We start from the raw sequence: 20,993 nt of genomic DNA on the forward strand, positions 1-20,993 counted from the left end.
CTTTTCCAAAAGGTCAAAATTCCGCGTGAATTTTGTTTCGGGCCGTGCCAGATTGGCCCGGAGCGGGAGGGGAGTACACTCCTGCCTGACGTCGCGTGCCTGCCGGAGAACCGGGCAGGACGCGGTGTACAACGGAAAAATAACCGACAGGGTGTGGATCACATGAAACGTATCGTTCTCGGCCTCCTGGCCGCAACCGCAATGGTTCTTCCGGCCTTCGCCGCCGATATCCAGCCAGCCATTCTCTATGATCTTGGCGGCAAGTTCGACAAATCCTTCAACGAAGCGTCCTACAACGGCGCTGAAAAATTCAAGACCGAGACCGGCATTGCCTATGTCGAATTCGAAGTCTCCAACGCCACCCAGCGTGAGCAGGCGCTGCGCCGCTTCGCCGAGGACGGCCGCAATCCGATCGTCATGGCTGGCTTCTCCTGGGCGGATGCTTTGGACAAGATCGCCGCGGAGTTCCCCGATACCAAGTTCGCCATTATCGACATGGTCGTCGACAAGCCCAATGTCCGCTCCGTCGTCTACAAGGAGCAGGAAGGCTCCTACCTGGTCGGCGTGATGGCGGCGATGGCGTCGAAGTCCAAGAAGGTCGGCTTCATCGGCGGCATGGACATTCCGCTGATCCGCAAGTTCGGCTGCGGCTATGTCGGCGGCGCCAAGTCGGCAGGGGCGACCGACGTCATCCAGAACATGACGGGCGACACGCCCGCCGCCTGGAACGACCCGGCCAAGGGCGGCGAAATCGCCAAGACGCAGATCGATCAGGGCGCGGACGTGATCTACGCGGCGGCCGGCGGCACCGGCGTCGGCGTGCTGCAGGCAGCCGCCGATTCCGGCAAGCTCGGCATCGGCGTCGATTCCAACCAGAACGGCCTGCAGCCCGGCAAGGTGCTGACCTCTATGGTCAAGCGCGTCGACGTTGCCGTCTACAACACCTTCATGGACGCCAAGAACGACAAGTTCACCGGCGGCATCAACGACCTTGGCCTCAAGGAAGGCGGCGTCGACTACGCCATGGACGACAACAACAAGGCGCTTGTCGACGACGCCATGAAGACGGCCGTCGAAAAGGCCAAGGCCGACATCATCGCCGGCACCGTCAAGGTGCACGACTACATGTCGGACAATGCCTGCCCGTATTGATCGACCGAAATCACTTGCAAACCGCCGGGCATCGTCCCGGCGGTTTTGTTTTGACTGGAACTGGTCGACTGGGCAGCGTCAGCCACGGGAGAAACGATGCCGCCGACAATCGAACTCATGGAAGCTCGCGATGTCGAGGCCCTTGCACGGATGCGCCTTGCCGCCTTCTTCGACGGAACGGGAAGGACACTCGAGGAAGACATCGCCGACCTCAACAGGCTTTCGGCAGGCGACAGCTTCGAAGCCGCTTTCGTGGCTCGTGACGGTGATGCCGCGATCGGAACCTGCCTGCTGGTCCGCAACGAACTGGAACCGGCGCATGAATTGACGCCCTGGCTGGCCGGGCTTGTCGTCGATGCCGGGTATCGTGGCCGGGGGATCGGCACGGCGCTGGTCAGAGCGGTCGAAGCGCGTGCAATGTTGCTCGGCGTTGACGTGCTCTATCTCTACACCTGGGAAGCGCGCGATTTCTACGCCAGGCTTGGCTGGACCAGGGTCGAGACGTTCGAACAGGACAGCGGGCCGATGCTGTTGATGTCGCGCAAGCTCCGCCTATAGCTGTCCGGCCAGATAGCCGAGCGCGAAGGCTGTGGCCAAGGCAATGGCGATGACGGTTCCGCGCCGCCCGCCGGAGGAATGCAGTCCGACGCCATAGGGTGGGCGCTCCAGCCTGTGGATCACGACGGGCGGCTTGGCTTCTGCCTCGCCAAGGCCGGCCAGCCGCATCTGCGGCAGGTCGGCGATGCGCTGCGAGACCAGTTTCCAGCGATTGTCGGACGCTCCCTCCACTGGTGCGGCGTCGTCGAAGACGCGCATGCGTTCGGCAAGCCGCAGCACCGTGTCACGGAAAGCAGGGTCGATCTCCAGGTCGCGCTCGGCGCGCTGGCGGTCCCTGTCGTTCATCAGGCCAAGCACATAGTCGCCGGCACGGGCGACGCGGTCGCTTTCACTGGCCATGACACTTCTCCCTCCCTCACCAGTGCGGCGGCTTGGTCACCGGCACGTCGGGCGCGGACTGTTCCTCCAGCGCCAGGAACCGGTCGGTCAGCGCGTCGAGCTTGCGCTGCATGCGCTCGATCACCTTCCACTGCTCGGCGATCTGGCCGGACAGTTCCTCGATCGTCTTTTCCTGCTCGGCGGCGCGGATTTCCAGCGTCGTCAGCCGGTCGGCAGGCATGGTCATTCAAAACCCCGGTATGTTGCGCAGCTCCAAGACGATGCGCCCTGCAAGTTCTTCACATTAGCGAATGTGAAGGTCCCCGGCACGTTCGAAATTGACAAGCGCGCGGGGATTTGTCGAGAGTGGACAGCACTCCGGCCAATTGGCACGGGCGGGGTGTCATGCTAGGCGTTTTGACCAAGCGATAAAAATAAGAGTGGGACATGGCGCAAGCCGCAATCGAGCTGATCGGCATCAACAAGAGTTTTGGCGCCGTGCGCGCCAATCGCGACATCAATCTGGAAATCGTCCGTGGCACCATCCACGGCATCGTCGGCGAGAATGGTGCCGGCAAGTCGACGCTGATGTCGATCCTCTACGGCTTCTATCAGGCCGACAGCGGCGAAATCCGCGTCGGCGGCCAGCCGGCATCGATCAAGACGCCCAATGACGCGATCGCGCTGGGCATCGGCATGGTGCACCAGCACTTCATGCTGGTCGACAATTTCTCGGTGCTGGAAAATGTCATTCTCGGCGCCGAAAGCGACGCGCTATTGAAGAAGAGCATCGCCAAGGCGCGGTCCGAGCTGGAGCGGCTCGAGCGCGAATACGGGCTCGAGGTCGATCCCGATGCGATCATCGAGGAATTGCCGGTCGGCCTGCAACAGCGCGTCGAGATCCTCAAGGCGCTGTATCGCGGCGCCGAGATCCTGATCCTCGACGAGCCGACGGGCGTTTTGACGCCGGCCGAGGCCGACCACCTGTTCCGCATCCTCAAGCAATTGAAGGAGCAGGGAAAAACGGTGGTGCTGATCACCCACAAATTGCGCGAGATCATGGCCATCACCGACACCGTTTCGGTGATGCGCCAGGGCACGATGGTGGCAACCAGGGAAACCAAGAAGACGACGGTCGAGGAACTGGCCGAGCTGATGGTCGGGCGGCGGGTGCTGCTGAGGGTCGAGAAGGGCGAGGCCGAGGCCGGCGGCGTCAAGCTCGCGGTCAAGAACCTGACGGTGAAGGATTCGCGCGGCGTCACCATGGTCGACGACGTTTCCTTCGACCTGCGCGCCGGCGAGATCGTCGGCATCGCGGGTGTCGCCGGCAACGGCCAGTCCGAACTATTGGAGGCGATATCCGGCATCAGGCACGCCGTCTCAGGCTCGGTCATGCTCGACGGCAGGCCGATCGACCTTACCGGCAAGGCAGACCCGGGTGAGCTGCGCGACCGCGGCCTCGCCCATGTGCCGGAGGACCGCCATCATGTCGGCCTAGTACTGGCCTTCGAGGAGAACGAGAACTCGATCCTCGGCTACCACGACGACCCTCGCTACCTGAAGGGGCCGCTGCTCAACATCGAAGCGATCCGCAACGACGCCAAGGACAAGATCACCAAATACGACATCCGCCCGGCGGACTGCCGGCTCAAGACCGCCAATTTCTCCGGCGGCAACCAGCAGAAGATCGTGCTGGCACGCGAGATGGAGCAGGATCCGGGCGTGCTGATCGTCGGCCAGCCGACGCGCGGCGTCGACGTCGGCGCCATCGAGTTCATCCACAAGCGGCTGATCGCCATGCGCGATCAGGGCAAGGCGGTGCTGGTGGTGTCGGTCGAGCTGGACGAGATCCGCTCGCTCTCCGACCGCATCCTGGTGATGTTTGCCGGCCGCATCGTCGGCGAGCGCGGTCCGGAGGCGACCGAGGGCGAACTCGGCCTGCTGATGGCCGGTGTCGAGCAGCGGGAGGCCGCGGAATGAGCACGCCCTACGCCAAGCTGCCGGCCTGGGCCGATTACGGCCTGATCCCGGTGATCAATCTGTTCGTCGCCTTCGTCGTCGCCGGCTTCGTGGTGCTTCTGGTCGGAGAAAATCCGTTCCGCGCCGCGGTCATCCTGGTCGAAGGCGCCTTCGGCAGGGGCACGGGCATTGCGTTCACGCTTTTCTACGCCACCACCTTCATCTTCAGCGGGCTTTCGGTGGCGGTAGCAGCGCATTGCGGCCTGTTCAACATCGGTGGCGAGGGCCAAGGCTACATTGCAGGGCTCGGCATTGGTGTCGTGTGCCTGGCCTTCGACAGCGTGCTGCCGTGGTGGCTGACCTTCCCGCTGGCGATCATTGCATCTGCGGCGATGGGGGCGCTGTGGGCGCTGATCCCTGCTTATCTGCAGGCCAAGCGCGGCTCCCACATCGTCATCACCACTATCATGTTCAACTTCATCGCCGCCAGCGTCATGGTCTATGCCCTGGTCGGCTTCCTGAAGCCGGCCAGTTCGATGGCACCGCAGACGCGCACCTTCCTCGACGGCGCGCAACTGCCGAAGCTCAACTGGGTCATCGAACTGTTCGGCGCCAAGATACGCTCGGCGCCGCTCAACATCAGCTTCCTGCTGGCGCTGGTGATGGCCTATCTGGTCTGGCTGCTGATCTGGCGCACCAGGCTCGGCTACGAGATGCGCACCTACGGCCACAGCTCGAAGGCGGCGCGCTATGCCGGCATTTCGGAGATCCGTATCGTCATCATCGCCATGATGATCTCGGGTGCGCTGGCCGGCATGATGGCGCTCAACCCGACGATGGGCGACCAGCACAATGTCGCGCTCGATTTCGTCTCCGGTGCCGGTTTCGTCGGCATCGCGGTGGCGCTGATGGGACGCCTGCACCCGGTCGGCATCGTGCTGGCGGCGATCCTGTTCGGCATGCTCTACCAGGGCGGCGCCGAACTCGCCTTCGAGATGCCGGCGATTTCCCGCGACATGATCGTTATCATCCAGGGCCTGGTCATCCTGTTTGCCGGCGCGCTCGAACACATGTTCCGGCCCTACATCCAGGCGCTGTTCGCTTCGATCAGCCCGAAAGCGGTCGGCATCGAAGCGGTCAAGGGGAAGGGCGCCTGAGATGGATATCTTCACCGCCATCGTGCAGATCCTCGACTCGACCATCCGCCTGTCGGTGCCGCTGCTGCTCGCCTGCCTTGCCGGCCTCTATTCGGAGCGCGCTGGCGTCTTCGATATCGGGCTCGAGGGCAAGATGCTGGTCGGCGCCTTCGCCGGCGCCGCGGCCGCCTCGGTCTTCCATTCCGCCTTTCTCGGCCTCGGCATGGCCATCCTGATCTCGGTCGTTTTCGCCCTGATCCACGGCTTCGCCTCGATCACCCACCGCGGCAACCAGATCGTTTCCGGCGTGGCGATCAATTTCATCGCCGCCGGTTCGACCATCATGCTCGGCCAGCATTGGTTCCAGCAGGGCGGGCGCACGCCAGCGCTGGCGCCGGGCGAACGCTTCGAGGCGATCACCTGGCCTGGCGTCGACGCGGTGCGGGACGTGCCGATCATCGGGCCGATCTATTCGGAGCTGATCTCTGGCCACTCCATACTCGTCTACATCGCCTTTCTGATGGTGCCGTTCACCTGGTGGGTGCTGTTCCGCACCCGCTTTGGGCTCAGGCTGCGCGCCGTCGGCGAGAACCCGGCGGCGGTCGACACGGCCGGCATCTCGGTCGCCTGGCTGCGCTACCGGGCGCTGATCTGCACCGGCATTCTGACCGGCGTCGCCGGCGCCTATCTGTCGATGGTGCAAAATGGCGGCTTCGTGAAGGACATGACCGCCGGCAAGGGCTATATCGCGCTGGCGGCGCTGATCTTCGCCAAATGGAAGCCGGTCAACGCCATGTTCGCCTGCCTTTTGTTCGGCTTCCTCGACGCGCTGTCGATCCGGCTGCAAGGCACGCCGCTGCCTTTGATCGGCAAGGTGCCGGTGCAGTTCATGCAGGCGCTGCCCTATGTGCTGACCGTGATCCTGCTTGCCGGCTTCATCGGCAAGGCGATCCCGCCGCGCGCCGGCGGCGTGCCCTATGTCAAGGAACGCTGAGCGATCGCAAGCGGAAATCGGCATCCGCCAACGAATACCGGCTTTTGAACAAGATCGTGGGAGAGAACAACTGAATGTCGCATGATCTGTTCGAGGCGGCCAAAGCGGCGATGGCCAAGGCCTATGCACCCTATTCGAAGTTTCCGGTTGGCGCGGCGCTGCGCACCGAGGACGGCCGCGTCTTTGCCGGCGCCAACATCGAGGTGGCGTCCTATCCCGAGGGCTGGTGTGCCGAGACCACGGCGCTCGGCCACTACATCATGGGCGGCGGCGGCAAGATTACCGAAATCGCGGTCATCGCCGAGCGGATGGCGAAATGCTCGCCCTGCGGCGGCTGCCGGCAGAGGCTGGCGGAATTCTGCCGGCCCGAGACGAAACTCTATCTTTGCGACAATGGCGGTGTGGTCGAGACCGTGACCATGGGCGAGATGCTGCCCTACGGCTTCAAGGGCGATATTCTGAAATGAAGAGCTGGCTGATATGATTGAAAAAGCTCTGGATCATCTCGTCGAAAGGCTGGACGGGATGGCGCCGACAGTCGCGCTGGTGCTGGGTTCCGGCCTTGGTGGCCTCGTCGACCAGGTCGAGGACGCCCGGCGCATCTCCTATGCCGAGTTGCCGGGCTTTCCGAGAAGCGGCGTCAGCGGCCATGCCGGCGAGGTGGTGGCCGGGCATTTTGCCGGCACGCCGGTGCTGATGCTGTCCGGTCGCGCCCATTATTACGAGCACGGCAATGCGGCTGCGATGCGTCCGGCGCTGGAGGTGCTGGCCGGCATCGGCATCACGCAATTGATCCTCACCAACGCCGCCGGCTCGGTCGATCCGGAGATGGGGCCGGGCTCGGTGATGCTGCTCACCGACCACATCAATTTCTCCGGTTCCAACCCGCTGATCGGCGAACCCAGCGACCGCCGCTTCGTCGGCCTCACCGAGGCCTATGATGCGGGCCTGCGCAAGGCGATCGAGAAGGCGGCCAAGGCGACCGGCACAGACCTGCACAAGGGCGTCTATATGTGGTTTTCCGGCCCATGTTTCGAAACGCCGGCCGAAATCCGCATGGCGCGCATCATGGGCGCCAATGCCGTCGGCATGTCGACGGTGCCGGAAGTCATTCTCGCCCGCTTCCTTGGCTTGCGCGTCGCCGCCTGCTCGGTCATCACCAACCTGGCCGCCGGGATGACCGGGGCTGAGCTTTCGCACCAGGAAACCAAGGACATGGCGCCGCTGGGCGGCGCCCGGCTGGCGACGATCCTCAAGCGCGTGTTCCAGGACGGGCTGCCGGAGAATAAGGTCTAGGCCGGATGCTTCCCCAGGAAATCATTCGCCGCAAGCGCGACGGCCATAGACTGTCCGCGCCCGAGATCGCCAACTTCGTCGACGGCCTGACCATCGGCAGCGTCACTGAAGGGCAGGTCGGCGCCTTCGCCATGGCGGTGTTCTTCAACGGCATGAGCCGCGAGGAGGCGGTGGCGCTGACGATTGCCATGCGCGATTCCGGCGACGTGCTCGACTGGTCGGACCTGCCGGGGCCGGTCACCGACAAGCATTCGACCGGTGGCGTCGGCGACAATGTCTCGCTGATGCTGGCGCCGATCGTCGCCGCCTGCGGCGCCTATGTGCCGATGATCTCCGGCCGTGGCCTTGGCCACACCGGCGGCACGCTGGACAAGATGGATGCCATCCCCGGCTACATAAGCCAGCCGGATCTGGCGCTCTTCCGCAAGACCGTGCTTGAAACCGGCTGCGCCATTATCGGCCAGACCGCCGATCTGGCGCCCGCCGACCGCCGGCTCTATGCGATCCGCGACGTGACCGGGACGGTGGAATCAGTACCGCTGATCACCGCCTCGATCCTGTCGAAGAAGCTCGCCGCCGGGCTGGGCTCGCTGGTGCTCGACGTCAAGGTCGGCAATGGTGCCTTCATGGAGAAGTCGCGCGACGCGACCGCGCTGGCTAACAGCCTGGTCGAGGTGGCCAGTGGCGCCGGGCTCAGGGCCTCGGCTTTGGTCACGGGCATGAACGAGCCGCTTGCGTCCGCCGCCGGCAACGCGGTCGAGGTGCGCAACGCCGTCGATTTCCTCACAGGGCGAGTGCGCGACAAGCGGCTGGAGAATGTGACGCTGGCGCTGGCCGCCGAGATGCTGCAGTCGGCCGGGCTGGCTGCATCCAACCAGGACGGCATCAGGCGCGCGGCCGAGACGCTCGCCGGCGGCCGCGCGGCGGCCGTCTTCCAGCGCATGGTGGCCGCGCTCGGCGGTCCCGTCGATTTCGTCGACAGGCCGGAAAAATACTTGCCCAAGGCACCGGTGGAACTGGCCGTGAGGGCGCCAGAAGACGGTTTTGTCACCGGCATTGCGACGCGCGACATCGGGCTTGCCGTCGTCGGCCTCGGTGGCGGGCGTACCCGGCCCGACGACAGGATCGATCATGCGGTCGGCATCACAAGGCTGTTGCCGGTTGGGGCTGAGGTGCCGGCCGGCGAGGCGCTGGCGGTGGTTCATGCCCGTTCAGAGTCGGACGCGGAAGCGGCAGCGGCCGCCGTGCTTGCGGCCTATACGATCGGCGCTTCGAAGCCGGCGGCGGAAAAGACCGTCATGCGGCGGATCCTGCCGCGAGGATAGGGTGTCGTTGCCCTACTGGACAAGCAGCAACGCGCCGTTCTCGACCTCATATTTCTGCAGCTTCTGCAGAAAGCTCATGCCGATCAGATTGGTGCGCAGTGCCTTGTCGTCGAGCACGACGGCCTGGATGTTGTCGACCGAGATCTTGCCGATCTGCAGACGGTCAAGGGTGACCACCGCCGCCTTGATGGCGCCATTGGCGGTGTTGACCTGATGGATGAAATCCGACGGATTGAGCGAGATGCCGATTCGGCGCGCCGTGGAGGTGTTGATGGCGACCAATGTGGCGCCGGTGTCGATCAGGCCGTCGACCTGACGGCCGTTGAGCTTGAAGGCCGAGGTGAAGTGGCCGCGCGCGTCGGCGTTGACCACCACCTTGCGACCGAGCGGCAGGGGTGCGACCGGCTTGTCCGGCACCGACGCCAGGTTCACTTCCGGCTGCGCCTCTTCCGCCGGCTTGGAGGCGACCGCCGGCTTCAGCAGGCCGTCCAGCATCTCAGGGTTCGATTGATAGAGGATCGGGATCGAGGCCGAGGCTCCGGCAAAGACGCCAAGGAAGAGAAGCTTGCGCAGCATGGATGGACCTTCGTGAAGACCCAAGCCTATGCCGACATGGTGTTTTCAGCTTTAACGCGCGTTGAAACCGCCCCTTTGCGTAAACGATTGGTAAACAATCGTCGATGCGGTCACTTCGTTCCGTACATGCGGTCGCCGGCGTCGCCGAGACCGGGCATGATGTAGCCCTTGTCGTTGAGCTGGCGGTCGATCGAGGCGGTGAAGACTGGGACATCCGGATGCGCCTTGGTGAAGCGCTCGATGCCTTCGGGTGCTGCAAGCAGGCACAGGAAGCGGATGTTGGTGGCACCACGGCCCTTCAGCTTGTCGATTGCCGCGATGGCCGAATTGGCGGTTGCCAGCATCGGGTCGACGACGATCACCAGCCGGTCGGCGAGATCGCTCGGCGCCTTGAAGAAATACTCCACCGCCTCCAGCGTTTCATGATCGCGGTAGAGGCCGATATGAGCGACACGCGCCGCCGGCACCAGATCGAGCAGGCCTTCGAGAAGGCCGTTGCCGGCACGCAGCACCGAGGCGAAGACCAGCTTCTTGCCCTCGAGCGTCGGTGCTTCCATGGTCTCGATCGGCGTTTCGATCTCGGTCGTCGTCAATTCGAGATTGCGCGTGACCTCGTAGCCCAGAAGCAGCGAGATCTCGCGCAACAGCCGCCGGAAGCCGGCTGTCGAGGTCTCCTTCTTGCGCATGATGGTCAGCTTGTGCTGGACAAGCGGGTGGTCGACGACGGTGACGCCCTGCATGGTGCTCTCCTGGAATTCCGGCAATTCGAAAGACCCTAGCGGCAATGCGGCGGGCAAGGAACCGCTTGGCCGCCACCGACCACAGTTTTTGCCGGAAATTTGCCGGTGAAGAGATCAGCGCGCGGCGCCGTTGAGGCGGGCGAGAAGCGCCGTCTTCGTCTTCCTGTCGACGAAGGCCGCCTCGATCGCCGTCCTGGTGACAGCCGTGAGCGCCTTGTCGTTCATGGCGAAATGCTCGGCGGCGATATCGTATTCGCGCTTCAGCGAGGTCCAGAAATAGGGCGGGTCGTCGGAGTTGAGCGTCACCTTGCAGCCCGCCGCCTTGAGCGCCGGAAACGGATGGTCGGCAAAGCTGTCGAACACCTTGAGCGCAATGTTCGAGCCCGGGCAGCATTCGAGCACCACGCCCTCGTCGGCGATGCGGCGGACAAGGTCGGGATTTTCGATGGCGCGCACGCCGTGGCCGATACGCGACGGGCGGATATGGTCGAGTGCTGCCTTGACGCTCTCCCAGCCCATCAGCTCGCCGGCATGGATGGTGATGCCGAGCCCTGCCTCGCGGGCGATCTCGAAGGCGCGGACATAGTCCTCGAAATCGCCCATGCGCTCGTCGCCGGCGACGCCGAAGCCGGTCACCAGCGGGTGTCCGCAACGCGCGGCGAAGCGCGCTGCCTGCTCGATTGATTCGACGCCGACATGGCGCACGCCGGTGACGATCATGCGGCCTTCGATGCCGGTCTTGGCCTTGGCGCGGGCCATGCCTTCGCCGAGCGCGTCCGTGTAGGCCTTGGCCGACAGGCCGGCCTTTTTAGCGTGGTCGGGTGAAGTGAAGACCTCGGAATAGATGGCGCCGTCGCGGGCAAGGCTGGTCAGATAGTGGTCGGCCAGCCGCGCATAGTCTTCTTCGGTGCGGAACAGGTCGGACGAAAAATCGTAGGCGGCCAGGAAAGCGGTGAAATCGTTCCAGACGAAGGAGCCGTTCTGGATATAGGGCGACGTGTCCTTGCCGTATTTGCGGGCCTGGCTGATGACGAGTTCGGGCGCCGCTGCCCCTTCTATGTGGCAGTGCAGTTCCGCTTTCAAAGGCATTCAATCATCCCGTCACGTCGGTCCAGGCCTTATAAGCCCACCACCTGGAAGCGCGGCCGAACACCGCGCCTTAAACAATAGCGCCCGCACAATCGATCGGCTATGGTCCCGCCGGTTTTATGACGGATCAAAATAATGTCAGTTGAGCGAACCACGGCCGCGGGCGGCATGGAAACCTCCTATGGTTTCAAGCGCGTAGGGGCAGACGACAAGCAGTCGCTGGTCAACGACGTTTTCCACAAGGTGGCGAACCGCTACGACCTGATGAACGACCTGATGTCGGCCGGGCTGCACCGGCTGTGGAAGGACGCCATGGTGACATGGCTCAATCCGCCGAAACGGCCTGGCTGGAAGGTGCTCGATGTTGCCGGTGGCACCGGCGACGTCGCCTTCCGCATCGTCGAGGCGAGTCACGGCAACGCGCACGCCACGGTGCTCGACATCAACGGCTCGATGCTCACCGTCGGCCGCGAGCGGGCCGAGAAAAAAGGCCTGTCGGACAATACTGATTTCGTCGAGGCCAATGCCGAGGAACTGCCGTTCCCCGATGCCACATTCGATGCCTATACGATCGCCTTCGGCATCCGCAACGTGCCGCGCATCGATGTGGCGCTCACCGAGGCTTTTCGCGTGCTGAAGCCCGGCGGGCGCTTGCTTTGCCTGGAATTTTCCGAGGTCGAGATGCCGCTGCTCGACAAGGTCTATGAGGCCTGGTCGTTCAATGCCATCCCGAAGATCGGCCAGGCGGTCACCGGCGACGGCGAGCCCTATTCCTATCTGGTCGAGTCGATCCGCAAATTCCCCAACCAGGTGAATTTTGCTTCCATGATCACCCGCGCGGGCTTCGATCGCGTCTCGTTCCGCAACTATTCCGGCGGCATTGCCGCGCTGCATTCGGGCTGGAAGCTTTGAGGCGAGTGCAGCGATGAGCACAGTCGGCGCCGCCTTTCGGCTCGCACGGGCCGGTTGGGTGCTGGTCCGCGAGGGCGTCATTGCCGCCTTGCCGGGCGAGGAGCTTTCCGGCCTGCCGAAATTCGGCTGGCGCATGGCCAGGCTGTTCACCCGCCGCCGCGCGCTTGCCTACAAGCGCGGCGACCGGCTGGCCAAGGCGGTGGTGCGGCTGGGGCCGTCCTACGTCAAGCTCGGCCAGTTCCTGGCGACGCGGCCCGATGTCGTCGGCAACGACATGGCGCTCGACCTCGCTCTGTTGCAGGACAAGATGCATACGTTCCCGCAGGCCGAGGCGATCGCCGCCATCGAGGCCTCGCTGGGACGCAAGATCGGCGAGCTCTACGCCAGCTTCGACGGTGCCGTCGCCGCCGCATCGATCGCCCAGGTGCACAGCGCCGAGACCATCCATGAGGGCGTTTCGTCCACGGTGGCGGTGAAGGTGATCCGGCCGGGCGTGCGCCGTCGCTTCTTCCACGACCTCGAGAGCTATTTCCTCGCCGCCCGGCTGCAGGAAAAGTACATCCCATCGTCGCGCCGGCTGCGGCCGGTCGAAGTGACCGAGACGCTGGCGCAGACCACCAAGATCGAGATGGATCTGAGGCTCGAAGCGGCAGCGCTTTCGGAGCTCGGTGAGAACACCAAGGATGATCCGGGCTTCCGCGTGCCGTCGGTCGACTGGGAGCGCACCGGCCGCGACGTGCTGACCATGGAATGGGTCGACGGCGTCAAGATGAACGACATTGCCGGTCTCGCCGAGGCGGGTCACAATCTCAAGGCGATTGCCGCCAACCTGATCCAGTCGTTCCTGCGCCATACGCTGCGCGACGGCTTCTTCCATGCCGACATGCATCCGGGAAACCTGTTCGTCGAGGCCGACGGCACCATCGTCGCCGTCGATCTCGGCATTGCCGGCCGGCTCGGCAAGAAGGAGCGCCGATTCCTGGCCGAAATCCTCTACGGCTTCATCACCCGCGACTATCTGCGCGTGGCCGAAGTGCATTTCGAGGCCGGCTATGTGCCGCGCCAGCACAATGTCGCGGCCTTCGCGCAAGCGATCCGTGCCATCGGCGAGCCGATCCATGGCCAGCCGGCCGAAACCATCTCTATGGCCAAGCTGCTGACGCTTTTGTTCGAAGTGACTGAACTCTTCGACATGGCGACGCGGCCGGAACTGATCCTGTTGCAGAAGACCATGGTGGTGGTCGAAGGCGTCGCCCGCACGCTCGACCCGGCCTTCAACATGTGGAAGACGGCCGAGCCGGTGGTCGGCGACTGGATAGCCGGCAATCTCGGCCCGCGCGGCCTGCTGGTCGATGCGCGCGACGGCGCCAGAGCGATGCTGGCGCTGGCCCGGCAGGCGCCGGACCTTGCCGTCCGCACCGAGCGGCTGTCGCGCGAGATCGACCTGATGGCCGAGCACGGCCTGCGCTTCGACGAAACGACAGCGCGCGCCATTGGCAAGGCCGAGGCGCGCTATACCCGTTCCGGCCGGCTGGCGCTGTGGGTGATCGCGCTGACGTTGCTCTATATTGCGTGGAAGCCGTTCTGACTGCAATGAATGCATTGATATCGCTGTCGTTGCATGCATGCCTGTCTTGTCTTATGTTGAGGGCCAAGGAGCAACGCCATGGGAATCCTCACCATCCGCAGTCTTGATGACGGCGTGAAGCAAGCGTTGCGCGAGCGCGCCGCCGCGAAGGGCGTGTCGATGGAAGAGGAGGCCAGGATCCTCCTGGCTAGAGGCGTGATCGGCAGTGCTGGCCAAAGCCCCCAAGGCGAGTCTCTCTACGCAGCAATCCGCCGTTCGGTCGAGCCACACGGTGGTTTCGATATTGAGCTGCCAGAACGTGGCCCCGCTCGAAGGTCCACGCAGTTCTCTATGACCCTCTCCGGCAAGCGCATCCTGCTCATCATCGGCGGCGGTATCGCCGCCTACAAGGCGCTCGACCTGATCCGCCGGCTGCGCGAACGCGGGGCATCGGTGCGTGTGGTGATGACATCAGCCGCGCAGGAGTTCGTCACCACGCTGTCGGTCGGCGCGCTTTCTGCCGACCATGTCTTCACCGATCTGTTCGACCGCAATGACGAGCACGATGTCGGCCATATAAGGCTGTCGCGGGAGGCCGACCTTCTGGTCGTTGCGCCGGCCACCGCCGACCTGATGGCGAAGCTTGCCAACGGCCATGCCAATGATCTGGCTTCGACCGTGCTTCTCGCCACCGACAAGCCGGTGCTGATGGCACCGGCGATGAACCCGAGAATGTGGTCGCATCCGGCGACGCGCCGCAACCGCGCGACGCTGGGCAAGGACGGCATTGCCTTCGTCGGACCGGCGAAGGGCGAGATGGCGGAGAGCAACGAGGCGGGCGAGGGCCGCATGCCCGAGCCGCTGGAGATCGTTGCCGCCATCGAGGCGCTGCTCGACACCAGGCCGAAGCCGCTTGCCGGCCGCAGGATCATCGTCACCTCCGGGCCGACGCATGAGCCGATCGATCCGGTGCGCTACATCGCCAACCGCTCGTCCGGCAAGCAAGGGCATGCGATCGCGGCGGCACTGGCGAAGCTCGGCGCCGATGTCCGTCTCGTCTCCGGGCCAGTCACTATTCCCGATCCGGCCGGTGTCGCCACGCTGCATGTCGAAACCGCGGCCGAGATGAAGGACGCGGTCGAACAGCTTTTGCCGGCCGACGCTGGGGTGTTCGTCGCCGCAGTCGCCGACTGGCGCACCGCCAATGCCGCCGGCGAGAAGATCAAGAAGGTGGCGGGCGAGGGGCCGCCGTCGCTGCAGATGATCGAAAATCCTGACATCCTTGCCGGTGTCGGCCATCACAAGCAGCGGCCGGGGCTTGTCGTCGGCTTCGCCGCCGAGACGCAGGATCTGATCAGCAATGCCGAGGCCAAGCTCAGGAAGAAGGGCGCCGATTTCATTGTCGCCAACGACGTCTCGCATGAAAGCGGCGTCGGTCCTTCGGGGGTGATGGGCGGCGACCGCAACAAGGTTCGGATCGTCTCCAGGACCGGCGTCGAGGAATGGCCGGAGATGGGCAAGGACGAGGTGGCGGCGCGGCTCGCCGCCTTGATTGCCGAGCGGCTGAAGACGATCGTCGTCTGAGAGCCTAGCCGATCGCTTCCTGTGGCCTGTCTGTCGCCGCCGCTAGTTTCAGCGCGGCAAGGCATCCCAGGATTCCGAGCGGCACGAAGGCGAGGAACAGCCACTTTGCGACGCTCGCTGCCGTCTCGCGATCGAGGCCTTCGGAGAAGCCGCTCGCATTGGCGATGATGCCGGCAAGGGCCGCACCGACCGCATAGCCGATGCGCTGCATGGTCGGCACCGCGGCTGCGGCGATGGTCTGTTCAGCCGGTGGTGCCGATGCGACGACAATGCGCGTCATGAACGGCCAGGCGATGCCGAAGCCGCCGCCTTGCAGCAGGGCGCAAAACAGGATCAGCGGGATGGAACCCGCCGGGATCGTATAGGCGAAGCCGGCAACGCCGCAGGCGATCATCAGCGCGCCGATGACGATGATCGGCCGTTCGCGCTCCTGCGGTGCGTTGGCGACGAGGATCGACAGGATCGACCAGGAGATCGACTCGGCGGCGATGATATAGCCTGTGGTCAGGATCGGAATGTCGTGCAGGCTGGTCAGGAGCAGCGGTCCGTAAACGCCAAAGGAGATGGTCGCCACCGAAAACGCGGCGACCATGGTCATGCCGCTGCCGACGGGCGAGCGCCATGAGAACAGCCTGGACGGGAACAGCCGCGAGCGTGGCCTCAACGCGTCGAGGTATATGAACAGCATCAGGCCGACCAGGCCGAAGCCTAGCAGCAGCGACGAGCGCAGCAGGGCAATGTCGACCCCCGCCATGGCGATCAGCACGACGCTGGCGCCGAGACAGCCCAGCGCGACATAGGGGAAGGGCGGCGCCGTGCCGCTGGCTGCCTGCGGCCGGGTAGCCTCCGGTGTGTCGAGCACGATGAAGCTTGCCAGCGCGACGGCGATACCGCCCAGGGTGAAGATACCGACGGCCCAGCGCCAGGACAGAAGCTCGGTCATGATCGCGCCGATCATCGGCCCGCTGAAAGCGGCGATGCCCCAGATCGCCGACATGATGCCGAAAAGCTGCGGCCAGATGTTGCGTGGAAACAACCGCTCGACCGAGACGAAGGCCAGCGACACCAGCGCGCCGCCGCCCAACCCTTCGATAAGCCGGCCGGCGAGAAACTGGGGCATGGACGGGGCAATGGCGCTGACCAGGGCGCCGGCCGCGTAGAGCAAGGCGGCGACCACCATATTGGTGCGCAGCGGAACATAGCTGACCATCCGCCCGGCGGCGGCGCCGGCGACGATGGCGCCAAGCTCGTAGATCGCCAGCGACCAGCCAACCAGTTGCACGCCGTCCAGTTCGCCGACCATGGCCGGCATCACCGTCGCCACTAGCGTCTCGTTGGTGGCATAGAGCAGGATGCCCAGGTTGATGAAGCAGAAGCGCGCCAGATCGCCGCTCGCCCACAGCGCCCGCCAATCGACCCTGTTGCTGGTTTCACTGCTCACATCATTCTCCCGACTTGCCGGCCGTTGAAAGGTTCGCAGCGTGCGTCGAAAACGATGTGCCGCCCCTCGGGAAGCGCTTGTAGAACCTCAACCGCGGTTGAGCTCAAGCGGTTTTTGAGACGCTTGCGCAGCCAAGCTGCGGATGGTCAGTTCGCGGTGCTGCGCAGCTGGAACTGGCTGACGCCGATGGCGATGTTGATGCCGGTCTGCGTCTGCAGGCTGAGCGGCTGCAGCGTGAAGGCCTGCGAGGAGCCGCCGACCAGGAGATTGGCGCCAGCGCCGACCGCCGCCGTCACCTCGGCGCTGGCGCCGACATAGTCGCCGGCGAGCGCGCCCGGCGCATAGATATTCTTCAGCGGCGTCAGCACCAGCCACTGCATCACGCTCTGCTTGGTGGTGCCGATGTCGAGCCCGTATTTGTTGACGGCGCCGAAATAGGCTTCCGGCGCGAAGGTCTTGTCGGCCGGGGTGAAGGTGCAGCTCAGATCCTTGCTCGAGCCGAAGATGAAGCCGGTGCCACCGCCGATGGCGCATTCCAGCGTGCCGAGTTCGATGCCCTGGTCCTGAGCGTGAGCTGGTCCCGTAAGCGCGGCCGCGAGCGCGGCAGCGGCGATGATGGTCTTATGCAAGGCAATCCCCCAAAAGCATGCGGCGCGGAAACAGTATCCTGTTCCGCGCCGCACGTAGAGGGAGCAAATGCGCTTATTTGAACGAGTGGATCAGCTGGAGCGAGGCCACGGCTACCGCCAGGTTGACGCCGGTCTGCGCCTGGACGCTGAGCGGCTCCAGCATGAAGGCGCCGTCCAGCCCGCCGACCAGGAGATTGGCGCCGCCGCCGGTCACGATACTGGCCTCGGCATTGACGCCGTAATAGCTGCCGGCGAGGTCGCCTTCGTCATGGCTGCGGGTGGCTGCCAGAACCGCCCATGCCAACTGGCCCTGATGCGTCTGGCCGACATCGATGCCGAGCTTCGAGATCATCCCGGTATACTGCTCGGACGGCCCGTGACGATAGGGACGGAACGTGCAGGAAACGCCCTTGTTTGACGTGATGACATAGCCGACGCCGCCATCGATGGTGCAATCGAGCGTGCCGAGCCGGAGCGCGCCGGCGCTGACGGGAGAGGCGAGGACCGTGGTGGCCAGCGCTGAGGCACAAACAAGTATCTTGATCATCGGGAAGGTCCCTTTCGCAAATTTCGCAAGCCTCGATTAACGATCGAGGTGTGCGGAGCGTTCCGCCGAAAACTTGGCGCGAACATGGCGAGAGTTAACGTGCCGTTATCGGAGGCGGGCGAAGCGCGGCGAAACGCAGCCTTGAGTCCGTGCGGGCTCAAGGTCGGACTGAACGATGATTGTTGCCGGTTAGCTAGCGCTGGCGCTTGAGGTGCGCGACAAACCGTCCTTGGCCGGCTGATAGGTCGGATCGAGATGGACCGCCTCGCGATAGGATTTCGCGGCTCTCACCTTGTCGCCGCGCCGTTCGTAGATCAGCGCCTGGTTGGCCCAAGCCTCGGCGTTCTTGCCATCGAGCTTGATGGCCATGTTGAAGTCGGAGAAGGCGTTGTCCTCGTCGTTCATGGCGAGATAGGAAAGGCCGCGGCCGTTGTAGGGCTCGGCGGCGTCCGGCGCCAGCGAGATGGCGGTCGAAAAATCCTCGATGGCGAACTTGTGCTGGCCCTGGCTCTGATAGATCAGGCCGCGATTGTGATACGCGCGCGCATCGGTCGTATCGAGCTGGATCGCCTTCTGGAAATCGTTGAAGGCCTCGGTGGTGCGGCCCGCCTTGCGATAGAGGTTGCCGCGGCCGATATAGGCGGCGTCATAGTTCGAATTGATCTGGATCGAACGGTTGTAGTCGGCGAGCGCGGCCTCCTGGTTGCCGAGGAAGCGCTGGATAAGGGCGCGATTCGAATAGGCCTGGTAGAAATTCGGATTGAGCTGGATGGCGGTGTCGAAATCCTTCAGCGCCGCCTGATACTGGCCGCCACGGCCATAGGCCGAGCCGCGCACATTGTAGGCTTCCGGATCCTGGGGATTGCGCTGGATCACAGCCGACAGCGAGGAGATGTTCTCGGTCGAGCCTTGCGCCTTGTCGATGTTGTTGAATTCGCCGGTTGGGGCCGTCTGGCAGCCGGCAAGCGCCAAGCCGGAAAGCAGGGCTGCCGTCAGGGCGAAGCCGCGCAATGCGGTTCTGCGCTCCACGGAAATTGCGTTCATGTCTGCTCTGTCCTCACTGCCCGCCGCGCCGTCAGGTCCGTTCCCTCTCCGAACCGGGTCGAAAATTGTCGCAAGTGCTAGAGCGAACTTTGTGGGTCCAGGTGGACGCACGTCGCTCTAAATAAAAAGGTGGCGGCGATTCCGCATCGCGCCACCTTGGGTATCCTTCGAAAAGGACGAAAACTTGGCGGTATCAGCGCGGCGGACGCGCTGCACCGGCAGCACCGGCGGCAACCGGGCGCGGCGTCATCGGCAGCAGGCCTTCGCGCTGGGCGCGCTTGCGGGCCAGCTTGCGGGCGCGGCGCACGGCCTCGGCCTTTTCACGGGCGCGCTTCTCGGAAGGCTTCTCGTAATGTCCGCGCATCTTCATTTCGCGGAAAATGCCTTCGCGCTGCATCTTTTTCTTCAGCGCGCGAAGCGCCTGATCAACATTGTTGTCGCGGACGAGTACCTGCACGGGCAATCCTGTCTTTCGGGTTTGATATCAACAGGCAAGCGGCCATAGCCACGAGCCTCCGCGGCGATTTACACCACGAATTGTGGCGGCTGATAGCAGAATCAGGCCGCGCTGTCCACAGCCGAAATGAGGCTGAGCGGCCAAACCGCGGTCGGTCGCCGCCGGATTGGGTTTTCACCCTAGGCTGTGGCCAGGTGAAGCTGCTCGAAACCTTCGAAGAACTCGCCGTAATCGCAGGTTATTTCCTCGCCCGCGGCGATGTCGCGGATCGCGGTCGCGCCACCGTAGCGCGAAAAATCCGTGTTCGGCCTTCGCGCATGGTTCATGAAGCGGCCATTGTCGACTTCATAGACCATGAAGCCCGGACGATCGGGGCTCGGATAGGCGTAACGGTCGAGCAATTCCTTGAGGTGCGGCGGGGCCGCCTCGTATTTTTCCATCGGGATCAGCCGGTCGAAATCGGGATCGAGGCGCCAGATCGAGGCGCCCTTGCGGATCGGCTCGGCGGCGAACACGCCGACGCCTTCGATTGCGCTCTGGGCGACATAGGTTCTGATCAGCAGCATGGGTCCCTGCCCATTTTCGACAGAGAAACGGAATCGCCAAATCGCGCCGAAAAAGCAAGACCGGCGGTCTGCGCTGCGGCAACGAATATGCCTGTTCGCCAGGAAAACCCTTCACGTCCGGGTGATCGAGACGCCGCCATCGGCAAAGAGCGCCGACCCAGTGGTGAAGCTCGCCGCGTCCGAAGCCAGGAAGAGCGCCGCGCGGGCGATCTCCTCGGGCTCTGCGACACGCTTCAAGGCGTGCAGGCTCTCTACAAAGGCACGCGATTCCGGAGTCTTGAACGTCGCCGAGGGCGTGTCGGTGCCGCCCGGCACCAGCGCGTTGACCCGCACGCCTTTCGGGCCGTATTCGGCGGCCAGCACCTGCGTCAGTCCGATCAGCCCAGCCTTGCTTGCCGCATAGCTGGTCATGCCGGGCATGCCGACGGTGTGGCCGACAAAGGTCGAGGTGAAGATCAGCGAGCCGCTGCCGCGCTCGACCATCGCCGGCACCTGGTATTTCGCGCCGAGAAACGCGCTGGTGAGATTGGTATCGAGCGTCTCGCGCCATCCTTCCAGCGACAGTTCGGAGATCGATCCCATCTGGCCGACGGCGGCGACATTGTTGAAGGCGATGTCGAGCCCACCGAACTTGCCGATCGCCACTTCGACAAGCGCTTTCGCGTAGGCCTCGTCCCTGACGTCGCCGGCAAGCGCCACGGCCGTTCCGCCGGCATCCTCGATCTCGTCGACCAAGGCATCAAGTTGCGCCTGGCGGCGGGCCGCGACCACCACCTTGGCACCCTCTTCGGCAAACAGTTTTGCCGTGGCGCGGCCGATGCCGGAACTGGCGCCGGTGACGATGGCGACCTTGTTGGTGAGTGCGATCATGTTTTGCATCCCTTTTTTCGCGCCGGCCTTGCCGGCAATCGGATGCTTGGTCGCAAATGCGGATGGTCGGAGCCACCCGAAAGCTGCAATGGCTCAAACGCAACGCGGGTTGGCCGGTAGCAGCAGATGCGTCCTTTTCGTCACGGCGCAAAACGGCAAGTGCCGTCGCAAAC

Annotated in this window: 23 protein-coding genes; 11 read left to right on the forward strand and 12 right to left on the reverse strand. The window is 64.2% G+C overall.

Annotated features, from left to right (window positions below; genetic code table 11):
• The first annotated feature begins 162 nt into the window (after window positions 1–162).
• Together D3227_RS29275 and D3227_RS29280 are read left to right on the forward strand one after the other, a co-directional pair.
• On the forward strand, window positions 163–1,152 hold the full coding sequence (locus D3227_RS29275) for a BMP family lipoprotein (protein WP_006203175.1): 990 nt from the start codon (window positions 163–165) through the stop codon (window positions 1,150–1,152).
• 96 nt (window positions 1,153–1,248) lie between these two features.
• Window positions 1,249–1,710 carry a GNAT family N-acetyltransferase gene (locus D3227_RS29280; protein WP_120017710.1) on the forward strand — a complete coding sequence of 154 codons (462 nt, stop codon included), beginning with the start codon at window positions 1,249–1,251 and terminating at the stop codon, window positions 1,708–1,710.
• On the opposite strand, the gene D3227_RS29285 is transcribed toward D3227_RS29280, so the two are convergent.
• Both D3227_RS29285 and D3227_RS29290 read right to left on the reverse strand, forming a co-directional pair.
• Window positions 1,705–2,109 carry a hypothetical protein gene (locus D3227_RS29285; RefSeq protein WP_120017711.1) on the reverse strand — a complete coding sequence of 135 codons (405 nt, stop codon included), beginning with the start codon at window positions 2,107–2,109 and terminating at the stop codon, window positions 1,705–1,707. The two genes, D3227_RS29280 and D3227_RS29285, sit on opposite strands and share 6 nt — an antisense overlap.
• Before the next feature lie 16 nt (window positions 2,110–2,125).
• Window positions 2,126–2,335, reverse strand: coding sequence for a SlyX family protein (locus D3227_RS29290; protein WP_013893045.1), 210 nt, complete (start codon window positions 2,333–2,335; stop codon window positions 2,126–2,128).
• 200 nt (window positions 2,336–2,535) lie between these two features.
• On the opposite strand from D3227_RS29290, the gene D3227_RS29295 reads away from it, so the two are divergent.
• The 6 genes from D3227_RS29295 (at window position 2,536) to deoA (ending at window position 8,798) form a co-directional block, all read left to right on the forward strand.
• Window positions 2,536–4,068, forward strand: a complete 1,533-nt coding sequence (locus D3227_RS29295; RefSeq protein WP_120017712.1) for an ABC transporter ATP-binding protein — start codon at window positions 2,536–2,538, stop codon at window positions 4,066–4,068.
• Complete coding sequence (locus tag D3227_RS29300) at window positions 4,065–5,204, forward strand: ABC transporter permease (protein ID WP_120017713.1); 1,140 nt, start codon at window positions 4,065–4,067, stop codon at window positions 5,202–5,204. Before D3227_RS29295 ends, D3227_RS29300 begins: the two co-directional genes overlap by 4 nt.
• A gap of 1 nt (window position 5,205) precedes the next feature.
• Complete coding sequence (locus D3227_RS29305) at window positions 5,206–6,177, forward strand: ABC transporter permease (protein WP_120017714.1); 972 nt, start codon at window positions 5,206–5,208, stop codon at window positions 6,175–6,177.
• Between the two features lie 74 nt (window positions 6,178–6,251).
• Window positions 6,252–6,644 (forward strand): cytidine deaminase, encoded by a 393-nt coding sequence (gene cdd, locus D3227_RS29310; protein WP_006203166.1) that lies wholly within the window; start codon window positions 6,252–6,254, stop codon window positions 6,642–6,644.
• 13 nt (window positions 6,645–6,657) lie between these two features.
• The gene (locus D3227_RS29315) at window positions 6,658–7,473 is read left to right on the forward strand and encodes a purine-nucleoside phosphorylase (RefSeq protein WP_120017715.1); all 816 of its coding nucleotides are present in this window, start codon (window positions 6,658–6,660) and stop codon (window positions 7,471–7,473) included.
• Between the two features lie 5 nt (window positions 7,474–7,478).
• Window positions 7,479–8,798, forward strand: a complete 1,320-nt coding sequence (gene deoA / locus D3227_RS29320; RefSeq protein WP_120017716.1) for a thymidine phosphorylase — start codon at window positions 7,479–7,481, stop codon at window positions 8,796–8,798.
• 12 nt (window positions 8,799–8,810) lie between these two features.
• Here the strand turns inward: deoA and D3227_RS29325 are convergent, their stop codons facing one another.
• The 3 genes from D3227_RS29325 to D3227_RS29335 all read right to left on the reverse strand — a co-directional run bounded on the left by D3227_RS29325 (window position 8,811) and on the right by D3227_RS29335 (window position 11,203).
• Window positions 8,811–9,374, reverse strand: coding sequence for a TIGR02281 family clan AA aspartic protease (locus D3227_RS29325; RefSeq protein ID WP_120017717.1), 564 nt, complete (start codon window positions 9,372–9,374; stop codon window positions 8,811–8,813).
• Window positions 9,375–9,484: 110 nt separating this feature from the next.
• On the reverse strand, window positions 9,485–10,114 hold the full coding sequence (gene upp, locus D3227_RS29330) for a uracil phosphoribosyltransferase (RefSeq protein WP_120017734.1): 630 nt from the start codon (window positions 10,112–10,114) through the stop codon (window positions 9,485–9,487).
• A 114-nt stretch (window positions 10,115–10,228) separates the two neighbouring features.
• Window positions 10,229–11,203: an adenosine deaminase gene (locus D3227_RS29335; protein ID WP_120017718.1), complete on the reverse strand. Its 975-nt coding sequence runs from the start codon at window positions 11,201–11,203 to the stop codon at window positions 10,229–10,231.
• Window positions 11,204–11,338: 135 nt separating this feature from the next.
• Between D3227_RS29335 and ubiE the strand changes: the two genes are divergently transcribed.
• The 3 genes from ubiE to coaBC all read left to right on the forward strand — a co-directional run bounded on the left by ubiE (window position 11,339) and on the right by coaBC (window position 15,266).
• On the forward strand, window positions 11,339–12,115 hold the full coding sequence (gene ubiE / locus D3227_RS29340; protein ID WP_120017719.1) for a bifunctional demethylmenaquinone methyltransferase/2-methoxy-6-polyprenyl-1,4-benzoquinol methylase UbiE: 777 nt from the start codon (window positions 11,339–11,341) through the stop codon (window positions 12,113–12,115).
• Between the two features lie 13 nt (window positions 12,116–12,128).
• Complete coding sequence (ubiB, locus tag D3227_RS29345; protein ID WP_120017720.1) at window positions 12,129–13,703, forward strand: 2-polyprenylphenol 6-hydroxylase; 1,575 nt, start codon at window positions 12,129–12,131, stop codon at window positions 13,701–13,703.
• Window positions 13,704–13,781: 78 nt separating this feature from the next.
• Window positions 13,782–15,266, forward strand: a complete 1,485-nt coding sequence (coaBC, locus tag D3227_RS29350) for a bifunctional phosphopantothenoylcysteine decarboxylase/phosphopantothenate--cysteine ligase CoaBC (protein ID WP_208646471.1) — start codon at window positions 13,782–13,784, stop codon at window positions 15,264–15,266.
• Window positions 15,267–15,270: 4 nt separating this feature from the next.
• On the opposite strand, the gene D3227_RS29355 is transcribed toward coaBC, so the two are convergent.
• From D3227_RS29355 to D3227_RS29385, 7 genes are all read right to left on the reverse strand, one after another.
• Window positions 15,271–16,707, reverse strand: a complete 1,437-nt coding sequence (locus D3227_RS29355; protein ID WP_120017722.1) for an MFS transporter — start codon at window positions 16,705–16,707, stop codon at window positions 15,271–15,273.
• Between the two features lie 146 nt (window positions 16,708–16,853).
• Entirely contained in the window at window positions 16,854–17,336 is a 483-nt protein-coding gene (locus D3227_RS29360; protein WP_120017723.1) for a DUF992 domain-containing protein, read from the reverse strand.
• 73 nt (window positions 17,337–17,409) lie between these two features.
• Window positions 17,410–17,883 (reverse strand): DUF992 domain-containing protein, encoded by a 474-nt coding sequence (locus D3227_RS29365; protein WP_120017724.1) that lies wholly within the window; start codon window positions 17,881–17,883, stop codon window positions 17,410–17,412.
• Window positions 17,884–18,072: 189 nt separating this feature from the next.
• Window positions 18,073–18,927, reverse strand: coding sequence for a tetratricopeptide repeat protein (locus D3227_RS29370; RefSeq protein ID WP_120017725.1), 855 nt, complete (start codon window positions 18,925–18,927; stop codon window positions 18,073–18,075).
• Between the two features lie 193 nt (window positions 18,928–19,120).
• Window positions 19,121–19,384: a 30S ribosomal protein S21 gene (rpsU, locus tag D3227_RS29375; RefSeq protein ID WP_008874389.1), complete on the reverse strand. Its 264-nt coding sequence runs from the start codon at window positions 19,382–19,384 to the stop codon at window positions 19,121–19,123.
• Window positions 19,385–19,563: 179 nt separating this feature from the next.
• Window positions 19,564–19,950 (reverse strand): SET domain-containing protein, encoded by a 387-nt coding sequence (locus tag D3227_RS29380; RefSeq protein WP_120017726.1) that lies wholly within the window; start codon window positions 19,948–19,950, stop codon window positions 19,564–19,566.
• A gap of 111 nt (window positions 19,951–20,061) precedes the next feature.
• Window positions 20,062–20,820 carry an SDR family oxidoreductase gene (locus D3227_RS29385; protein ID WP_120017735.1) on the reverse strand — a complete coding sequence of 253 codons (759 nt, stop codon included), beginning with the start codon at window positions 20,818–20,820 and terminating at the stop codon, window positions 20,062–20,064.
• Between the last annotated feature and the right edge of the window lie 173 nt (window positions 20,821–20,993).

Origin of the sequence: Mesorhizobium waimense, from assembly GCF_003601975.1 — a bacterium.
Lineage (GTDB): Bacteria > Pseudomonadota > Alphaproteobacteria > Rhizobiales > Rhizobiaceae > Mesorhizobium > Mesorhizobium waimense.

Bases quoted from the DNA above. Each gene is read 5' to 3' on its own strand.
- D3227_RS29300 (WP_120017713.1), top strand. From the start codon at position 4,065: ATGAGCACGCCCTACGCCAAGCTGCCGGCCTGGGCCGATTACGGCCTG.
- D3227_RS29280 (WP_120017710.1), top strand. From the start codon at position 1,249: ATGCCGCCGACAATCGAACTCATGGAAGCTCGCGATGTCGAGGCCCTT.
- ubiE (WP_120017719.1), top strand. From the start codon at position 11,339: ATGTCAGTTGAGCGAACCACGGCCGCGGGCGGCATGGAAACCTCCTAT.
- D3227_RS29370 (WP_120017725.1), bottom strand. From the start codon at position 18,927: ATGAACGCAATTTCCGTGGAGCGCAGAACCGCATTGCGCGGCTTCGCC.
- coaBC (WP_208646471.1), top strand. From the start codon at position 13,782: ATGGGAATCCTCACCATCCGCAGTCTTGATGACGGCGTGAAGCAAGCG.
- D3227_RS29290 (WP_013893045.1), bottom strand. From the start codon at position 2,335: ATGACCATGCCTGCCGACCGGCTGACGACGCTGGAAATCCGCGCCGCC.
- ubiB (WP_120017720.1), top strand. From the start codon at position 12,129: ATGAGCACAGTCGGCGCCGCCTTTCGGCTCGCACGGGCCGGTTGGGTG.
- D3227_RS29380 (WP_120017726.1), bottom strand. From the start codon at position 19,950: ATGCTGCTGATCAGAACCTATGTCGCCCAGAGCGCAATCGAAGGCGTC.
- upp (WP_120017734.1), bottom strand. From the start codon at position 10,114: ATGCAGGGCGTCACCGTCGTCGACCACCCGCTTGTCCAGCACAAGCTG.
- D3227_RS29315 (WP_120017715.1), top strand. From the start codon at position 6,658: ATGATTGAAAAAGCTCTGGATCATCTCGTCGAAAGGCTGGACGGGATG.
- D3227_RS29305 (WP_120017714.1), top strand. From the start codon at position 5,206: ATGGATATCTTCACCGCCATCGTGCAGATCCTCGACTCGACCATCCGC.
- D3227_RS29295 (WP_120017712.1), top strand. From the start codon at position 2,536: ATGGCGCAAGCCGCAATCGAGCTGATCGGCATCAACAAGAGTTTTGGC.
- D3227_RS29365 (WP_120017724.1), bottom strand. From the start codon at position 17,883: ATGATCAAGATACTTGTTTGTGCCTCAGCGCTGGCCACCACGGTCCTC.
- D3227_RS29385 (WP_120017735.1), bottom strand. From the start codon at position 20,820: ATGATCGCACTCACCAACAAGGTCGCCATCGTCACCGGCGCCAGTTCC.
- cdd (WP_006203166.1), top strand. From the start codon at position 6,252: ATGTCGCATGATCTGTTCGAGGCGGCCAAAGCGGCGATGGCCAAGGCC.
- D3227_RS29285 (WP_120017711.1), bottom strand. From the start codon at position 2,109: ATGGCCAGTGAAAGCGACCGCGTCGCCCGTGCCGGCGACTATGTGCTT.
- D3227_RS29335 (WP_120017718.1), bottom strand. From the start codon at position 11,203: ATGCCTTTGAAAGCGGAACTGCACTGCCACATAGAAGGGGCAGCGGCG.
- D3227_RS29325 (WP_120017717.1), bottom strand. From the start codon at position 9,374: ATGCTGCGCAAGCTTCTCTTCCTTGGCGTCTTTGCCGGAGCCTCGGCC.
- deoA (WP_120017716.1), top strand. From the start codon at position 7,479: ATGCTTCCCCAGGAAATCATTCGCCGCAAGCGCGACGGCCATAGACTG.
- D3227_RS29275 (WP_006203175.1), top strand. From the start codon at position 163: ATGAAACGTATCGTTCTCGGCCTCCTGGCCGCAACCGCAATGGTTCTT.